The organism is Haladaptatus litoreus, from assembly GCF_900156425.1.
In the GTDB taxonomy this organism is placed as follows: domain Archaea; phylum Halobacteriota; class Halobacteria; order Halobacteriales; family Haladaptataceae; genus Haladaptatus; species Haladaptatus litoreus.
The window spans coordinates 1-15,515 of sequence record NZ_FTNO01000008.1 but is presented as its reverse complement, the minus strand read 5'-3'; the positions used below and the strand labels follow the sequence as shown (position 1 = coordinate 15,515).

The following is a 15,515-nucleotide window of genomic DNA, read 5'->3' as shown; positions in this document are numbered from 1 at the left end:
TTTCCCATGTTCCACCTCACCGCGTTCATGCAACTTCTCGAGTCGCCATATACTGGTCGTCGTTCTATCCCAACCGTATCTACGACCCACCGAGCAGTCACCGTCGGAAACTTGAACCCTCAATCACTCAAAGGATATTGACATCAGTGACCCGAATTAATGGTCCTTTCTCGACTATTTTGCCGCTGTCTTTTTGTAGTATTCTACCGTCTGGGCGCTTGTATGGCCGATTTGATTGTCAAATCCGCAGTGAAAGAACAGCTCGAAGGACAAAACGTGGCTAGCGACTTCTACGATGCACTTGATGACGAAGTCGCAGCAGTCCTCGACAACGCTTCCCGACGAGCCGAAGAAAACGATCGTAAAACCGTCCAAGCGCGCGATTTGTAGCTGCCCATCGCCTTAAGCTAGCATCAACCTGTTTTTTTGTCGCTACACAGCACTCATTTCCCTACTGGCGGACCGCTATTCCGGTCGAATCCAGATCACACAGCGAGCTTCGGGCTTCTTCTTTCGAACTCGTCGCTCTCATGGAGTCGAGTGAGGACGTTGTAGGCCGACCGTCGCTTGCCCAAGAATGTGATACTGTGACCGATGGCTTTGACGCAATCCGTGTCAAACCGGTCAGTCGGGGGACGGCTGGAAGGAGATTGAGGCATTCCCATTTCTCTGAGTACATTCACAATCTACGTATGACCGACCACACGTTCGCTGATTTCGTGCTCGAAGGGATTGTAAAGGATGGCCGGAAGTCAATTCATCCTGCCCACCCTGTCACTAAACGGTTCCAAGTGGGGAGAGTGTGATACAGAATTGTTCGAATGATGGGTGCTCGAATGCACGATAGTAGAAATGAATTTATAGATATGAATCAACGACGTAAGCGAACCGCGATGGAAGATGTGGGAGAGACAGTGATGTACTTGCAAAAAAGGACGAACGGTGGCTGGAACGGTACTTCGACGGCAGTCCATACAAAACAGCGAGAAATCGACTATAGTCAGTTACGTGAGAACATTGCGGTCAGTTCTCCGACACCGATTCGAGAGCGGTCGATTGCGGACGAGGTATTGAGGTGAGCATTCGCGACCGCCTTGGAAACGTTTTCAAAACGCGTGAGGAGTTCGACCTCACCTCGGGCGGCATCGCCAGGCCGTTGTTCTATCTTTCGTTGCCGATCGTCGTAACAAACCTGCTCCAAACGGCCTACAATCTCACAGATACATTTTGGCTTGGCCAGTACAGCACGAATGCGCTCGCCGCGATCAGCTTCGCGTTTCCCATGGTGTTCTTGCTCATCGCGCTCGGAATGGGATTATCGGTCGCTGGGAGCGTCCTCGTTGCTCAGCATACAGGCGCTGACGAACAACAGCAGGCGGGCTATGCGGCGTCACAGACCGTCGTCTTCTCTGTGGTTGCAGCGTTGATGATTGGAGGGGGAGGATACTTTCTCGTCGGGGACCTCCTCGCACTGCTTGGTGCCTCACCAGCCGTATTGCCTCTTGCAACCTCATATATGCGGATTATCTCTCTGGGACTCGTGTTCATGTTCGGCTTCTGGATTTTCGTCGCGCTGATGCGAGGCTATGGCGATACGGTGACGCCGATGCTCGTCATGTTCGGATCGGTCGCCATCAACATCGTCCTTGATCCGTTCTTGATTTTCGGGTGGGGACCGTTTCCTAGACTGGGAGTGGCAGGTGCGGCATACGCAACGATCTTTGCACGTATGCTTGCGATGGTCGTTGGACTGAGTATCCTGATCCACGGGTCGCACGGACTCCAAATCCGACTTGAACAGATGATTCCTAATCTATCGTATCTCCGGAAAATGCTTAGAATCGGTGTCCCGGCGTCGGTCGAAGTCACAGGGCGGGCACTCTCGGTTAACTTGCTCTTGATTATCGTTGGCCTCTTCCCGACGACGGTTGTCGCTGGGTATGGAATCGGCGTCCGTGTCTTTTCGGTGATCTTTCTGCCAGCGATTGCAGTCGCCCGCGGTGTCGAGACAATGACCGGACAGAACATCGGTGCCGATGAGCGTGATCGCGTCGCAGCGACGAACGATTTCGCAGCCCGGGCAATGTTCTTAATTCTAGGTGCTATGGGTATCGTCGTTTGGCTGAGTGCGCGTCCGGTCGTCGCCGTCTTTACAACCAATCCTGCAGTCACCGACGTGGGTGTAACCTTCTTGCAGTATGTTGCGCCAACATTCGGGTTTATCGGTGTCGTCCGCGCCTACACCGGCGGCTTCCGAGGAGCCGGCAAAACGTTGACCGCCGCAGTCATCTCGGTATTGATGCTCGGTGTAATCCGCCTCCCGGTTGCCTGGTTTGCCTCCCGTCCATTCGGAGCGGAGGGCATCTGGCTCTCATTTGCAGTCTCGAACGTCACTGGTGCGGTTATCGCGTTTCTGTGGTTCCGTCGGGGCACCTGGCGGGAGGCAGATCTCACCGATGAACGACAGCACGCCGACTCGGCACAGAGTGCTGTGAACGACTAACGAACGCAGTCTCGCTCGATTTCCTGCCTTTTTATTATAATTATGATATACTGTCGAAACCGGCAAACGGTTGATGTTATAATAATCCCGGCACTGTCTAGTTTAGCACCTCCTCGACAGGTGTTCGGTTGTCGCAGCATACACTGTTCCGCTCGCAACTGTTGGTGGACTCTTCACCGTGCTTTCATCTGATTGCCACTGGCGTTTCCCTGTCACAGCATGAAGAGCGAGAAGACCACTAGCAGTACCAACGAAAATTCGATCGTTAGCCACAACCGGAGCGGTGACCGTGTTCGAACAGAGTTTGTATTACCATGCATGAAGCGGCTGTTGTCGTGATGGGCGACTATCGGCGTTCCACGCGGTGTTGCCTGCGTCATATCGATGGCGGGGCCAAGTGGCCGTGATCCGATCGGTGTGAATCGAGTGATCGGTATGGAGGGTTCCGTTGTTACAGCCAGATCCCCACGGGAAAGACTCCGACTAGACACCCTGCGAAGACAACTCCGATACCAGCAGCACTGGTAGCGAGGAACTGTCTACGAGAAAATTTCATAAGGAAAAATACGCGATAAGAGGTTAAATACCAACCTGTCTCATGGATCGACCCAACGTTGAGATGGTGGGGAAAGTAGAGCAGACATCCGGCAAGCACAGCAATGTCTTTCGGGAAATGCTCAGAAACTAGCTTACGTCGTTTCTACGTAGCAGAGACGGTCGTAGGGAATATATCCAACAAGCTCTTTCTCCTCGTTACGAAGTTGTAAACCATTGTCTCCTTCTCTTATATCGTGACATTCTATTTCCTTGTTATCAGTCGTTATAGCTACTAACTTTCCCATGGATTACAAGGTGACTCCAGAACTAATGAAGGTTTCCAGTATGCAGTACTTGTTTACACGGTGGTTCATGTTCGGTTTCATATCAGCTAGTGACGGACGTATCTCACAAAGGAGACAATGAATCCAAATACGCCGAATAATAGGAGTGGGACACCAGCCGTAGATGATCCAGCACCCATCTGTGGAGAGAGTATGAAGTAGACGCCCAGAAGGGTGAACATGGCTGCAAGCGCCAGATTCCACCGTTGGTTCGGGAATATCATCGTTTCCTCGGACGTGGAATCGAGGGCAGACATACTCCTTCTACTGTTTTGAATACACAAAACGATTTCTGTAAAATAGATTCTTCTCATCAGTGTCTTTAGATTTCTATTGTTAGTAATCTGCTAGTAATGGGAAATAAGTGCTACCTGCCTATTTCGTTCTCAATAGAGAAGAGAGATATATTGTCTTCAAGGTAACAAAGTCTTTGTACAAGGTTGTTGAATTTGACTCCGCCTATGGAGATACTACACCAGTTGCGAGATGCCTTTACTCAAGAAAGCCCTTCTCAACAGACAGAAAGCAAGGTACGACCGACCGGTGATATTTTTGAGTGTGAAGAATGCGGTACAACATTCATTTCGAAACCCACTCACTGTACACAGTGTAATCGGAGCGAATTTCAGAATCATGGCAGTTGCTAAACCGACTAGTAACTCAAAGCATCCTCACAAAATACTGCAATCAGCATCATCAACACAAACGTATCCAGATTTTCACTCCTCCGCATTCGTTGTGAAACCAATCGTGGCGTGCGTCCCATCACAGAATGGTTTGGCCGCCGACCCACCACACCGACACAATGCAGCTTCATCATGTCGGGTCGGTTCTTCCTCCCCGTAAAGGAGTTCGAAGAATCCATCAAGGATAAGTGGCCCGTTCGGTGTCGGCGTCACGACTAACGGCCCATCGGGTTGGTTCTCACCGTCTTCCCCATCGCTCGTGTCTAACGTGTCATACTCCTCAACGTCCTTATCCTCGATATCTTCACTACTGGCTGGATCTACCGATTTGTTTCCCTCAGCCTCGAAGACTCGTGCATGACTGTTGTCACAGAGTGGTTCGTTCATTGTATGTCCACAGCGACAGAGGCCGACTCGTGTATCCTCGAGGACAACGTCATCGTTCGACCGAATCACGATATCGCCGTGGAGATACAGCGGTCCGTTGGCGGTAGCAGTGACTGTATTGCGGGGAGGTACTGATTCAGGAGCACCATCGTCTGTTCGCTCGTAGTGAAGTGCTCCTGTTGGACACCGTTCGATCACTCGCGCTACTTCGTCAGCGTCAGCATTGTCCGCGTCAATCCATGGCCGTTGATTCGGGTCAAACACCCCGGGAAGTCCCTCGACACACTCCCGGACGTGAATACATCGATTGTGATCATAGGTGACCTCGATGTCCTTTCCATGGTATTCGTGGAGATCCTCTTCCATAGCCTTCCTTCGCGAGGCACCGACTTACCAATTGAGACGGATTGATTGACACCTCTCAACCCTCTAATTCCCTACAAAACCGACATTCGAATGGCTGTCCGAAACACAACGCTTACTAACAAATCTTCCAGCTAGAATCCTTCTTGGACTCCTCACCAACTTCACTCCGGGAAGTGAATCTTCGCAGGAACCCGAGCCAGCCCGAGCGTCGAGAAATCCCGATCAAAGGCAAAGATATGGTCGATATCGTACTCCCGAGCCAGTACCGCATTCAAACGATCAATAAACGAAATCTGCCGGTCGTCATAGCGTTCTTCCCGAATTTCTGCTTTCAATGCCGTCCACACCGCAGGACAAGAGTTAATACACTATCCATAGAATATGTATTGTGATGTCGACGGACGACCGAATCTCGACAACCACCAACCACGAGGAGACGTTCAACGACCTTCTCACCTACGCTGAACTCCTGAACACCCCACAACTCGCCCGCCTCTACATCTACATTCTCCAGAACGGGCCAGTCACAATCGAGACGATCAAAACGGATCTCGACATGGCCCATTCGACGACCTACAAATACATCGGGCAACTCGAAGAGATGGGTGTGCTGTCCCGCCACGACGATGAGACACCAGCAATGGTCACTGTCGAACCGATTCGCCTCCAGATCGAGACCGAGCATGGCGATGTGACTGCAACCCCAACCCTCATCGACGCGATTGGCCGCCAGCACGATACAGAGGACATTCGTGTCTTCGTCGAGCGGCAGGGTATTGCCAAACTGGCCGCGGCGCTCCACTATACGCTCCGGGTGATGAATGGTGAGCTCACACAACGGACTGGGGCATCCAAACTCGGTGTTCACCCCGTCGAGGGAATGACTGTCTTCACTGCGTTACAGGATGTGGTCGAGGAGGCGGCTGATTACGATCCCTATCTGGAGCGGGCCGAATAATGGTAGGGGTGGAGATTCCGAGCGATAGCACCGCAATCATCGACAGTAGCGTCCTGTTCGCAATGGGTGGACCGTCGAACGAGAAATACCAAGCGTTCGAGCAATTTGTTCGGCAGCGAAACCTCACCGTCACTGTTCCCGAACAGGTCGCTGCAGAGTTGGGTGAGAGCCCCGATGCATACGCCTATCAGCGCGACCGATTGCGAGCAGCCCAAGATGCAGGGTGGTTAGAGCCAGGTCGAATTGATTTTTCAACTCCTCGTGTTCCGGAAGTCGTCGACAAAACGCGAAGACGGATGTTGAGCCTCTCTGCAGATGACGTCACGGAAGACGAGATTGAGAAAACGGATACTATTCTCGCCGGGTTAGCCTATCAATACGTCGCCAAAGGCCAAACGCATGTTGCGGTACTCGTGAGCGATAGGATCGCGGAGCAAGCGATTCGAGCTGCCTTGGTAGCCGTTGGTGTTGAAGACCGGATATCGGTTGTCGAGGGCCGAGTGTTGTTGAACAATCTTACTGACCGATAGCGGTGTTATGCGATTCTCTCCTCTTCACTCGCGAAAGTGAATATCAGTAGGCACCCGAGTCAGCCCAAGCGTCGTGAAATCCCGACCAAAGGTAAAGACATGCTCGATATCGTACTCACGAGCCAGTACCGCACTCGTGTGATCAACAAACGAAATCTGCTGATCGTCATAGCGCTCGAACTCATCACACGCCGCTGCAAACACACCTTCCTCAACAGGAAGAATATTGAAACTCTCCGAACGCCGAATCGTCTGAAGCACATCCACCGCCGTCTTGTGGTTGACCTTCCGACTGGTAAGCGTCGCTAACTCCGAGAGTCACGAGACCCCGCAGCCCACCAATACGTCGTGTCCATCGACGACGTGACCGACGAACTGATGGCCTGCACCTGCCCGCATCACGTCCACCGCAACGCCTTCTGCAAACACATGGCGGCCGTCGAAAACGTAACTGACGATGGGGCGCTCGAGGTCTTCCCCTCCGAGGACGACAGCGATGTCGAACCAGACGACTGCGACTGTGAGGGTCTGAATGGCTTCCCGTGCTGGCCATGCGTGCGGACGGGACGGACGGAACTGCCGAACTAACTCTCGCTTCAGCACTTTTTATCCCAGGTATGCCGATTGACGGTCTCGGATAGCACCGAGTAGCGAATGCTCGTGGAACGTGGGGATACAACAACCAGCGAACGTGACTCCTTACATCAAGAAAAAGTGTATCTCGTATCTATTCAATATGAATGGTGGAATCGAAGAGTTAGTCTGCTTTTTTCCACGTGTCTGATGATTTCCCATGGAACTCTCCTTTCGCTTTCCGCTCACGTGGCCAGAACGTCAGCACAAATAAGACTAGATAAAAAACTCCGACGATACTGACGACAATTTCACCGGGAATTCCAGGGATTGCTGCTGTTTCGTTCCATGTCTCATCAGGCACAAAGATGGTGATACGGAAGAGCCAGGCGAGACCAAGTAGCACCAACAATGGCAGATAAATCCGTTTGAGGCGGCGGGCTAGTGTCTCAATATATGACACTTTATACGTGGGATGTTTTAGATCGTTAGCGATCTCTTCACGCCAATTGGAGAGTGGTACTCCCTCCGGGTCAAATGCGTTCGCAAGGACGTTTTCTTCGATAAGACGGACTCGTGCCCGATAGGCATCGTACATCCGATATCGGCGTACATCAAAAATCAGAAACATTGTGAGAGCAACCATTCCAATCAGAAGCAAGTAAGAACCTCTGCTTTCGAATGATAACGCAAGAATCGCTGTAACAACCGCAATCGCCCAATCAACAGTCAAATCGAGTCGGCCAAGAAAGGTTGCTGACTGAGACATTTCGCCACGATAGTACTGCTGGAGTAGCGAAAGCAGCTCGGAGCGATCGTATGCAGCTTTTTCAGCTACCTCGCGTTCCTCTTCACCTTCTGGTTTGAATTCGTCTGTTTTTCCCCCCATAACATCCGTCTAGAAGCTATTCACTGGCTTAACCAGCGTTACCAGAACCTAAACAACTTCACATAATCGTAATGTCCTCTCTAAATTGCTATGAGTAGGTAAGGACGGTCACGGAGCTATCTTGACCCAACGGACGGACATTCTGCACACCTCACAACGCTGCGAACGCTTCACTGCACCACAGTGGTGGCTGGTGTGCGGGGACTGCGGCGGTCGGATTACCCGGTATCGGCGCTCGAAGACCGTCCGCAACCCGGAGCAATACCGTTGTGGTGAGTGCAGTGGATCACTACGCTTCGAAGTAGGTAACGGTCACTAACCACTTCTCGTTTACGTAGTTCTTGCGACAAGCAGTAGATACGAGGAAGATTTTCACGGGTGACTGTGCTTAAGCTCTTGCTTTCGCTCTTCGTTCACATGTAAAGCCTGTACTGCTAGTAGCTCATACTAATGGTGCCAAGTAATCGACTAGTGGTCTTCCATCGAGCACAACGACAGGCGTCACGAAGAATCGCCAAAATGGACATCGATGCCGACACAAACAGGTGGAGACCCTATAATTGAGATAATCAACTAATCAGATTTCGGCCGTGGTAGTGATACACTTTCTCAGGGGATCAAATCTAATGAACAATCATCTGTTTTCATCAACCGCCAGAACATGTTTATAACTACCATCCTTAGCGAGGATGGAGTGCTCATGGGGGTTTGTACTTGAGGAGGGATTTCCCTACCGTGGGTACCCTAGACGTGAGATACAATGGGAGAGAGCACTGACAACACACCTAACGATAGTCAGCGTACTGCAACAGAACCATCGATCGCATTCCTCATTCTCGAGGCAATTACGGCACGAGAAGAGATCAATCCAGATGACTGCCCACTATTATATGATGTCATCGATCCAGATGCCCTTGACAACTTGTTCACACCAACGCAAGCAGGGAGCGAACGCCACGGGAAAGTAACTTTCCAGTACTGTGGCTACCGCGTTACTGTCGCCGGTGATAGAACAATTTCTCTGGATCCTCTTCCTGCAGATGAGTCCTGATTTCGACGGCGTCTCTGTTAGTCCGTACGTGTTTTCTGGTCTGGTTCAGTGAATGTTGTTTCGTGAGGTTCTGCTGTCTTACTTGTACTCAGCAGATGATCGACGAGAGTGCCATGACCGCGCCGTAGCCGCTCGGAGAGCGCCTGGTGACTTACGTCGAGGGCTTCCGCGAGTTCCTCGGTCGTGCTCTCCCGTGGAACTGAGTAGTACCCACGATCAGCAGCAAGGTAGAGTGCATTTTGCTGAGTTTCGGTGAGCCCAAATCGAGTGCTCCGTTGATTGCTGAATTCTTGGATATTCTCGATGTCAAATTCGATACCGTGTTCCTGACAGTACTCGTGAGTCCGTGTAACAGAATCGTGATCAGCAAATAACAATCGTAAATGCCACGTATTTTCTTGCCCTCTCGCAGCCAGGACTGTCGCTTTTTCCGTCACGAGAATTCGAATGAGATGCTCAATATGGTCAACCCATTCGAGTTGGTACAAATACTCTGTCTCGAAGTCAGCAATCAACTGAAACTCGGCCACACTTTCATCGGCAGTAAAGGCTTCTTCGAGTAAGCTTTGATCTGACGTGGTGATCCAAATGAACGGCATCAAGCTGTCCGGATTGGTTGCAACTATTTGCTCGACTTCGAAGGTCACCGTCTCAAGCGTGTTGAGTGTGTGTTCGAGTGCAAATTGTTTAGCGGGGAATGTCACTTCGACAATCGTTCCGGCCATTAGTATGGGTCTATCCCGTCAGCCAATATCTATTTTTTCTAAACTCGCACGCTCTGTTGTTAGTTGTATTTTATCACATAATCGATGTACTTTGACCGATTGCGAACCAGAACGAAGACACGTCTCCTGTCCCAGAGATACTGGTTTTAGGATATCGACCGAAGGCTCATATGATAAAAACTCGAAGAGTAGACTGATGTGTGCCCAGAACGCTACTCAATGGGAGTACTACAGCCTCAGACCCCCACGTGAAGAGACACAAAAAGAAGCAAGTGATCCAACGGACAAACTCAACGAACTTGGAGCTGATGGATGGGAGTTCGTCGATACGATCGAGTATGAGGGTGGTGGCACAAAGTATCTCGTTTTGAAACGACCTATAGAACACGGAATGGAGGAATAAATGAGTACCAACGAAAGCGATATTGGGACTGCGAATACGATGCGAGGACGGTCCGAAGAGAGCCGACTCAAAATGTGGGTTCTCTTTCGAATGAATCGATTTCTCCTGACTGGATTACTTGCTCTTCTCGTTCTTCTTTCCTTTCTCGTCTTCAGTCTTACTCTGGATCCGTCCTTTCCGAGCGAAATCAAGTCAACCGACACAATTGAAACGATCTTCTCTGCGATGATCGGTGTCATCGTCACCGGAACAACACTTGTCGTCACTATCAGCCAACTCGTTCTTTCACAAGAAAATGGCCCATTGGGCGATCAACGAAAACGTATGAGCGATGCGATGGACTTTCGAACCTACACAAAAGATTTGTTCAACTCCGTTGTTCCAGCCGATCCATCTGCCTTCCTTGGAGAACTGGTAAATGAAACTGAACGGCGAGCAGAGGTTCTTGATCGACTTGTCGACGAAAGCGACGATGAAGAACTAATCCAGCAGGTTTCCGAATTCGTTGACAGCCTCCATGGAAACGCCAAAGAAGTCCAAGACGAGCTCGAAGGATCCCAATTTGGGACGTTTGATGTTCTATTTTCGGCATTGAATTTCAACTATGGGTGGAAGATCTACCAGGTCGAACGAATGGTAACTGAATTTTCTGATTCACTGACTGATGATCAACGAATGGCCTTTGATGATCTGGAGACAGCGTTGGCCATGTTTGGCCCAGCTCGAGAACACATTAAGACGCTGTATTTCCAGTGGGCACTCGTTGATCTCTCACAATACATTCTTTATGCAGCTATTCCAGCGCTCATTGTTGCTGGAGGTATGCTAACCTTCGTTGGAGCAGAAACATTCAGCGGTACATTTCTTGCGATTCCTATTGTTACATGGGTCGTGAGCGGGGCGTTTACAGTGACACTCATTCCATTCCTCTTGTTTACTTCCTACATCCTTCGCATCGCACCCGTTGCCAAGCGAACGCTTGCGATTGGCCCACTCATTCTTCGGGAATCTCAACGGTAATAGCCTTGACCACAGGATACCGTCTCCATCGATGACGTGACCGAGGAACTGATAGCATGCACGTGCCCGCATCACGTCCACCGGAACGCCTTTTGAAAACACATGGCCGCTGTCGAAAACGCAACAGATGACGGGACGCTTGAGGCTTTCCCGTCGAAGGACGACGAGGACAACGAAGACGACACTGAATCGGCAGAGTGCGACTGTGACGGTCTCGGTGACTTTCCGTGCTGGCCATGCGTACGAACAGGACGGACAGAACTGCCGAACTAACCACCGATTCAGTCTTTTTTATCCATGGTACACCAAGTGACGGTCTCGGAGATCACCGACCAGCGAACACTGACGGAAAGCACGAATGCTGCGACCGATGATACTCATGAGACACCAACGGCACGCGGCCGATATCACCGCCAAGCACTTCCTGAAACGCGTGGGACTTTCCTTGAAGGGCGAAGAATGACGAATCGAAAGAGTGTGACTATGAGGGTTTTAGCGGCGTCTCATAATCGGTGAGCCGACTTCATTAACAGTATTCTATACAGTAATAATAGAGATCATTATGGCAGTTTGGTGATAAAATATATGCATGTGGAGCAAGTGTCTATACATAGCAATGGAAATACTACATCGGTTACGCGGTGTCTTTCGTTCAGAAAACCCGTCTCGGCAGACGGAACAGCAGGGACGGGCGACTGGTGATATTTTTGAATGCGAAGAATGCGGTACCACCTTTATCTCGAAACCATCCCATTGTTCAAAGTGTGACCAGAGCGACTTCCGGAATCTCGGCAGTTGTTAATCCGATATCTCTCACCGTTTTCTTTCTACTGATATAGTTTCTAACTGTTGTGACCAACAATACACCCAGACACCGACAGCCCTCCTCGACCAGGCACAACAGCACGCAACAAACGTCCCCGCCGAGCATTTCCCTGACCTGCCGGTCAAACCGATCGAGTGGGAGGTCTCACACCGATCACAACGACAAGCAGGCGTCACGAAGTACGACCCGACAACAGCGCTAGATGATTCTGGTGTTGTTTTCTACTCCGAAAGGCGATGCTGGGCTACAAAACTATCCATAACCCACTCCTCAGCACTGCGAAGACGATAGCGAAGAGTTGATCGAGGAATTTCGAGTTTAGTCGCGATGTCTTCAAGCGTTACAGAGCGGGGGGTTGCATAGTATCCCAATTGATGAGCAGTCTCAATCGCCTGTTGTTGTTTGCGGGAGAGATCCGCGAGCGTCTTGGCCCCATTGCCCCACTGTGTGGGCTCTTTCAATTGCTGGAGCGTGATCGACACCCCTGATGGAACGTTCTCTTGGACTTGCTCAAATAACTCACTAACACGTTGGTGCTCTCGAAGTAAGATGCGCCAATTGTAGATGCCCTGGTGACGATATGTATCGAAGAACGATCCGTTGCCCATGCCTGTCGCCGCAAGAAATGGAATTGAATGACAGTACGAAACTGTATCTAAAAACGAATATAGAAATACACCACCAGTATCTCGACTGATTATTTCGTACTCCCATTGTGCGTCACACCCTTCGTGTTCACCAACGCATTCGGGGCAATACTGATCGTCGACAAGTGCTGATGTGAGTGCTGTAATCCCGTCATCAGCCCCTGTAATGCGGTCAACACGCCACATCCCGTGTGTAGAGACGGAAAGTGAGATTGATTTTGCCTGTAAACTTGGATGATTGAGAAATACATCTGCGACAGGATCTGCTCCACTATCAAACTCAACCGTGAATCGAAATTCGCGCATGTGCAACCAGAAGAGTTAGATGGTAAAAATATTACTGTGCTCTGTCAGGGCTGGAATCTGTCGATATAGCAAATCAATAGCGAAAACAGATCAACCAGTATCATTTTCTATTGACAATTGTTGCACTATCACGACACAAATGCTAACCGCTTCTCGTGACTCATCGTAGTTGATGATTCGAAACGCACGTGAAGACGATTTTCCTGGTATTCGAACAACTGTACAGGAATCATGGATTGCAACGTACTCTGACTATCTTGGCACTGACACCGTTCGGACCCACGTGACAAGCAACGAATTCTATCACTCCGAAGAATTGAAAGAGCGGCTCGCTGATAGCGAAGGTGTTGTTCTCGTAGTTGACGACGATGCTGCAGGGATCATCGGGTATCTCTACCTCACATGGGATACGACAGCTTCATCCTATCTAGACGCAAACGAAGCCGATCTACGGCATATTTATCTTCACCCTGACTACTATGGTGAAGGAATCGGAACACGATTACTTGAACGGGGATTGAAGACTCTTCCCGAATCAATCGATCGCGTGAAAGTCCTGTTCCACCCGAAAAACGACGGTGCACGAGCCTTTTATGCTGCAAAAAATTTCGAATCTAGTGGGCTTCTTGATCTTGACCCTAGTAAAGTTGGAATGCCGTCCTCGAATGTTGATCCACCAGAAATGTACGTTCGCGATCTTCGAGAAAATCCCCCATAGAATAGTACTACAGAAATTCGATTACGTCGGGTTCTCTCAACACTCAGTATCAATTACCAGAGTCCCCACGAGATACCGAGCAGGATTTGCTCAATTGTACGCAATGCCATGCGGCCGACGTCGCCACCGAGCACTTCCCAGATCTGCCGGTCGAAACGATCGACTGGGAGATCTCACATCGAGCCCAACGACAGGCATGCGTCACGAAATACGACCCCACAACAGAAGAGATCACGATTGCGCTGACCTGGACGGCCTACGAACAGCATGGGTGGGAGCAATTCAGCTCCACCGTCCGCCACGAACTCATCCACGCCTGGCAGTACCACGAGTTCGGTGACGCGGACCACGGCGCAACATTCACCCGCTGGACGGACGCCCTCGGCACCTCGCGGCACTGCGAACGCTTCACCACCCCGAAGTGGTGGCTCGTGTGCGAGGACTGCGGTGGTTGGATTGCTCGGTATCGACGCTCGAAAACAGTGCGCAACCCGGAAAAGTACAGCTGTAGTGAGTGTGGTGGGTCACTCCGTGTCGAAGTGGGCGACGGCCACTCCGACGACGAGTGACACTCAACAAAGGGCCGTGAATATTACTCGAAAACGTACTGCGTCATCGTTTCGACCGCGATGTCCACAAACTCCTCAGTCAGTCGAGCAACTGCACGATCAATATCAATGTCCATGAGTGAGACAACAGCCCACGGAGAGACAAACGATTCTCGATTCAGTGTACCCGCCTCGAATTCGTTCGCCAGTGAGAGCCCTTCAGGATACTCTTTCGTGGTGATTCCAAGCGCGATATACTGTTGCTCGGCAAACGGATGATCCTGACCGCTGATAATCAAATACGGCCGTCGAGGTGTATTTCCAAACGGGTCAGAAGCGACGACCACGGCACCACGGCCATACATCACTCCTCCCCCGTCGAAGAACTCTCTTGCCCCTCTTCGTCAAGATCTGGCAGATCTTCGTCCCAGTCCGGATTCTCGTCGTAGTAGTCGCCCTCGAACTGTATTGCAACCGTCTCTAATCCGATGAGGCTCGCCGTGTGAGCATCGTACGCTTCAGGATTGATTGCCCAATATTCTCCCTTATGCCGGACAAGTCCCCGAGTTTCAAGTCGACTCAGTGTGGTTCCAACACTCCCACGGGGGATATCGAGTTCCTTGGCTAATTCACCAGCACGGTATCCCAACTCTGGATCGTCGGCAAGAAACTCGAGGATGTACCGTCCATTCGTGTTTTCATTCGGTAGCTCTGTTGGGTGATAGCTCTCGAAGTCAACGGGCATACGTAACAGTATGTAATAGAGAGTAATAAGACTGCTGTAGTGGACTCCACAGGTACGAAACGATGCACCAATCACAGTCTCCATCGACGACGTGACCGAGGACCTAATGGCCTGTACCTGCCCGCACCACGTCCACCGCACCGCCGACTGCAAACACATGGTCGCCGTGGATAATGCAACTGACGACGGGATGCTTGAGGCCTTCCCTTCCGAGGACGAAGACGAACCCGAAGACTGCGACTGCGATAGCCTCGGTGACTTCCCGTGCTGGCCATGCGTTCGTGCGGGTCGCAAAGAACTGCCGAACGAACCACTGCTTCAGCTCTTTTTATCCATGGCACGCCAAGTGACGTTCTCGGATATCACTGGCCAGCGAACACTGACGGAAAACGCGGATGCAACGCCGACGATACACCTGAGGGATAATACACAACAGCACGCGGCCGATATCGCCGCCGAGTACTTCCCGGGTCGCTTGGGACTTTCTCCGAGGGTGAAGATTGACGATCCTAAGGAGTGCGACTATGAGGGGTTCAGCGGTATCTCGGAACCGATAAGCCGACTTCATTAGTAATATTCGACACAGTAATAATAGTAAGTATTATGCCATTTTGGCGGTAAAATATATATGTAGAGAAAGTGTCTGTGCATTGCTATGGAACTACTACATCGGTTACGCGGTGCCTTCAGTTCAGAAACCCCGTCTCAGCAGACAGAACAGCAGGTACGGGCGACTGGTGATATTTTTGAATG

General features: G+C 50.7%; 23 protein-coding genes. 12 read left to right on the top strand and 11 right to left on the bottom strand.

All coding sequences use genetic code 11. The annotated features are described in order from the left end of the window. Positions 1–222 precede the first annotated feature (222 nt). Both BW974_RS22705 and BW974_RS22695 read left to right on the top strand, forming a co-directional pair. Positions 223–390 (top strand): DUF1931 domain-containing protein, encoded by a 168-nt coding sequence (locus BW974_RS22705; protein ID WP_076433296.1) that lies wholly within the window; start codon positions 223–225, stop codon positions 388–390. Positions 391–1,075: 685 nt separating this feature from the next. Beyond that, positions 1,076–2,503 carry an MATE family efflux transporter gene (locus BW974_RS22695; protein WP_076433292.1) on the top strand — a complete coding sequence of 476 codons (1,428 nt, stop codon included), beginning with the start codon at positions 1,076–1,078 and terminating at the stop codon, positions 2,501–2,503. A gap of 102 nt (positions 2,504–2,605) precedes the next feature. Here the strand turns inward: BW974_RS22695 and BW974_RS27375 are convergent, their stop codons facing one another. From BW974_RS27375 to BW974_RS22675, 5 genes are all read right to left on the bottom strand, one after another. Beyond that, positions 2,606–2,776, bottom strand: a complete 171-nt coding sequence (locus BW974_RS27375; RefSeq protein WP_139329005.1) for a PQQ-binding-like beta-propeller repeat protein — start codon at positions 2,774–2,776, stop codon at positions 2,606–2,608. A gap of 178 nt (positions 2,777–2,954) precedes the next feature. Beyond that, positions 2,955–3,059: a twin-arginine translocation signal domain-containing protein gene (locus BW974_RS27370; protein ID WP_368275082.1), complete on the bottom strand. Its 105-nt coding sequence runs from the start codon at positions 3,057–3,059 to the stop codon at positions 2,955–2,957. 372 nt (positions 3,060–3,431) lie between these two features. Beyond that, on the bottom strand, positions 3,432–3,641 hold the full coding sequence (locus tag BW974_RS22685) for a hypothetical protein (protein ID WP_076433291.1): 210 nt from the start codon (positions 3,639–3,641) through the stop codon (positions 3,432–3,434). Positions 3,642–4,103: 462 nt separating this feature from the next. Next, positions 4,104–4,823: a CDGSH iron-sulfur domain-containing protein gene (locus BW974_RS22680; protein ID WP_076433289.1), complete on the bottom strand. Its 720-nt coding sequence runs from the start codon at positions 4,821–4,823 to the stop codon at positions 4,104–4,106. A gap of 161 nt (positions 4,824–4,984) precedes the next feature. Beyond that, the gene (locus BW974_RS22675; protein ID WP_175609795.1) at positions 4,985–5,158 is read right to left on the bottom strand and encodes a hypothetical protein; all 174 of its coding nucleotides are present in this window, start codon (positions 5,156–5,158) and stop codon (positions 4,985–4,987) included. Positions 5,159–5,214: 56 nt separating this feature from the next. Between BW974_RS22675 and BW974_RS22670 the strand changes: the two genes are divergently transcribed. Together BW974_RS22670 and BW974_RS22665 are read left to right on the top strand one after the other, a co-directional pair. Beyond that, positions 5,215–5,781, top strand: a complete 567-nt coding sequence (locus BW974_RS22670) for a DUF7437 domain-containing protein (RefSeq protein WP_076433286.1) — start codon at positions 5,215–5,217, stop codon at positions 5,779–5,781. After that, positions 5,781–6,311 (top strand): PIN domain-containing protein, encoded by a 531-nt coding sequence (locus BW974_RS22665; protein WP_076433284.1) that lies wholly within the window; start codon positions 5,781–5,783, stop codon positions 6,309–6,311. Before BW974_RS22670 ends, BW974_RS22665 begins: the two co-directional genes overlap by 1 nt. Before the next feature lie 24 nt (positions 6,312–6,335). On the opposite strand, the gene BW974_RS22660 is transcribed toward BW974_RS22665, so the two are convergent. Continuing rightward, entirely contained in the window at positions 6,336–6,578 is a 243-nt protein-coding gene (locus BW974_RS22660; protein WP_076433282.1) for a type II toxin-antitoxin system VapC family toxin, read from the bottom strand. Positions 6,579–6,659: 81 nt separating this feature from the next. On the opposite strand from BW974_RS22660, the gene BW974_RS26040 reads away from it, so the two are divergent. After that, positions 6,660–6,899, top strand: a complete 240-nt coding sequence (locus tag BW974_RS26040; protein ID WP_076433280.1) for an SWIM zinc finger family protein — start codon at positions 6,660–6,662, stop codon at positions 6,897–6,899. A gap of 169 nt (positions 6,900–7,068) precedes the next feature. Here BW974_RS26040 and BW974_RS22650 read toward each other — a convergent pair whose 3' ends face one another. Beyond that, positions 7,069–7,773: a DUF2270 domain-containing protein gene (locus BW974_RS22650; RefSeq protein ID WP_076433278.1), complete on the bottom strand. Its 705-nt coding sequence runs from the start codon at positions 7,771–7,773 to the stop codon at positions 7,069–7,071. 760 nt (positions 7,774–8,533) lie between these two features. Between BW974_RS22650 and BW974_RS27365 the strand changes: the two genes are divergently transcribed. Then, complete coding sequence (locus tag BW974_RS27365; protein ID WP_076433276.1) at positions 8,534–8,824, top strand: DdfA family disk-determining factor; 291 nt, start codon at positions 8,534–8,536, stop codon at positions 8,822–8,824. A 17-nt stretch (positions 8,825–8,841) separates the two neighbouring features. Here the strand turns inward: BW974_RS27365 and BW974_RS22640 are convergent, their stop codons facing one another. Then, complete coding sequence (locus BW974_RS22640; RefSeq protein WP_076433274.1) at positions 8,842–9,549, bottom strand: helix-turn-helix domain-containing protein; 708 nt, start codon at positions 9,547–9,549, stop codon at positions 8,842–8,844. 196 nt (positions 9,550–9,745) lie between these two features. Between BW974_RS22640 and BW974_RS22635 the strand changes: the two genes are divergently transcribed. The 3 genes from BW974_RS22635 to BW974_RS26035 all read left to right on the top strand — a co-directional run bounded on the left by BW974_RS22635 (position 9,746) and on the right by BW974_RS26035 (position 11,245). Beyond that, on the top strand, positions 9,746–9,952 hold the full coding sequence (locus BW974_RS22635; RefSeq protein WP_076433272.1) for a Sp36 family protein: 207 nt from the start codon (positions 9,746–9,748) through the stop codon (positions 9,950–9,952). After that, entirely contained in the window at positions 9,953–10,972 is a 1,020-nt protein-coding gene (locus BW974_RS22630) for a DUF7972 family membrane protein (RefSeq protein ID WP_076433270.1), read from the top strand. A gap of 102 nt (positions 10,973–11,074) precedes the next feature. Next, on the top strand, positions 11,075–11,245 hold the full coding sequence (locus BW974_RS26035) for a hypothetical protein (protein ID WP_175609794.1): 171 nt from the start codon (positions 11,075–11,077) through the stop codon (positions 11,243–11,245). Positions 11,246–12,019: 774 nt separating this feature from the next. Here BW974_RS26035 and BW974_RS22625 read toward each other — a convergent pair. Further along, positions 12,020–12,751, bottom strand: coding sequence for a helix-turn-helix domain-containing protein (locus BW974_RS22625; protein WP_076433268.1), 732 nt, complete (start codon positions 12,749–12,751; stop codon positions 12,020–12,022). Positions 12,752–12,923: 172 nt separating this feature from the next. Here BW974_RS22625 and BW974_RS22620 point away from each other — a divergent pair, with 172 nt between their 5' ends. Further along, positions 12,924–13,469 (top strand): GNAT family N-acetyltransferase, encoded by a 546-nt coding sequence (locus BW974_RS22620; RefSeq protein ID WP_076433266.1) that lies wholly within the window; start codon positions 12,924–12,926, stop codon positions 13,467–13,469. An 86-nt stretch (positions 13,470–13,555) separates the two neighbouring features. Further along, positions 13,556–14,038 (top strand): SprT-like domain-containing protein, encoded by a 483-nt coding sequence (locus BW974_RS22615; RefSeq protein WP_076433264.1) that lies wholly within the window; start codon positions 13,556–13,558, stop codon positions 14,036–14,038. 23 nt (positions 14,039–14,061) lie between these two features. On the opposite strand, the gene BW974_RS22610 is transcribed toward BW974_RS22615, so the two are convergent. Further along, the gene (locus tag BW974_RS22610; protein ID WP_076433262.1) at positions 14,062–14,382 is read right to left on the bottom strand and encodes a hypothetical protein; all 321 of its coding nucleotides are present in this window, start codon (positions 14,380–14,382) and stop codon (positions 14,062–14,064) included. Next, on the bottom strand, positions 14,382–14,762 hold the full coding sequence (locus tag BW974_RS22605) for a MarR family transcriptional regulator (protein WP_076433260.1): 381 nt from the start codon (positions 14,760–14,762) through the stop codon (positions 14,382–14,384). The genes BW974_RS22610 and BW974_RS22605 overlap by 1 nt, the downstream gene beginning before the upstream one ends. 91 nt (positions 14,763–14,853) lie before the next feature. Here BW974_RS22605 and BW974_RS26840 point away from each other — a divergent pair, with 91 nt between their 5' ends. After that, complete coding sequence (locus tag BW974_RS26840; RefSeq protein WP_245800265.1) at positions 14,854–15,333, top strand: hypothetical protein; 480 nt, start codon at positions 14,854–14,856, stop codon at positions 15,331–15,333. The last annotated feature ends 182 nt before the right edge of the window (positions 15,334–15,515 follow it).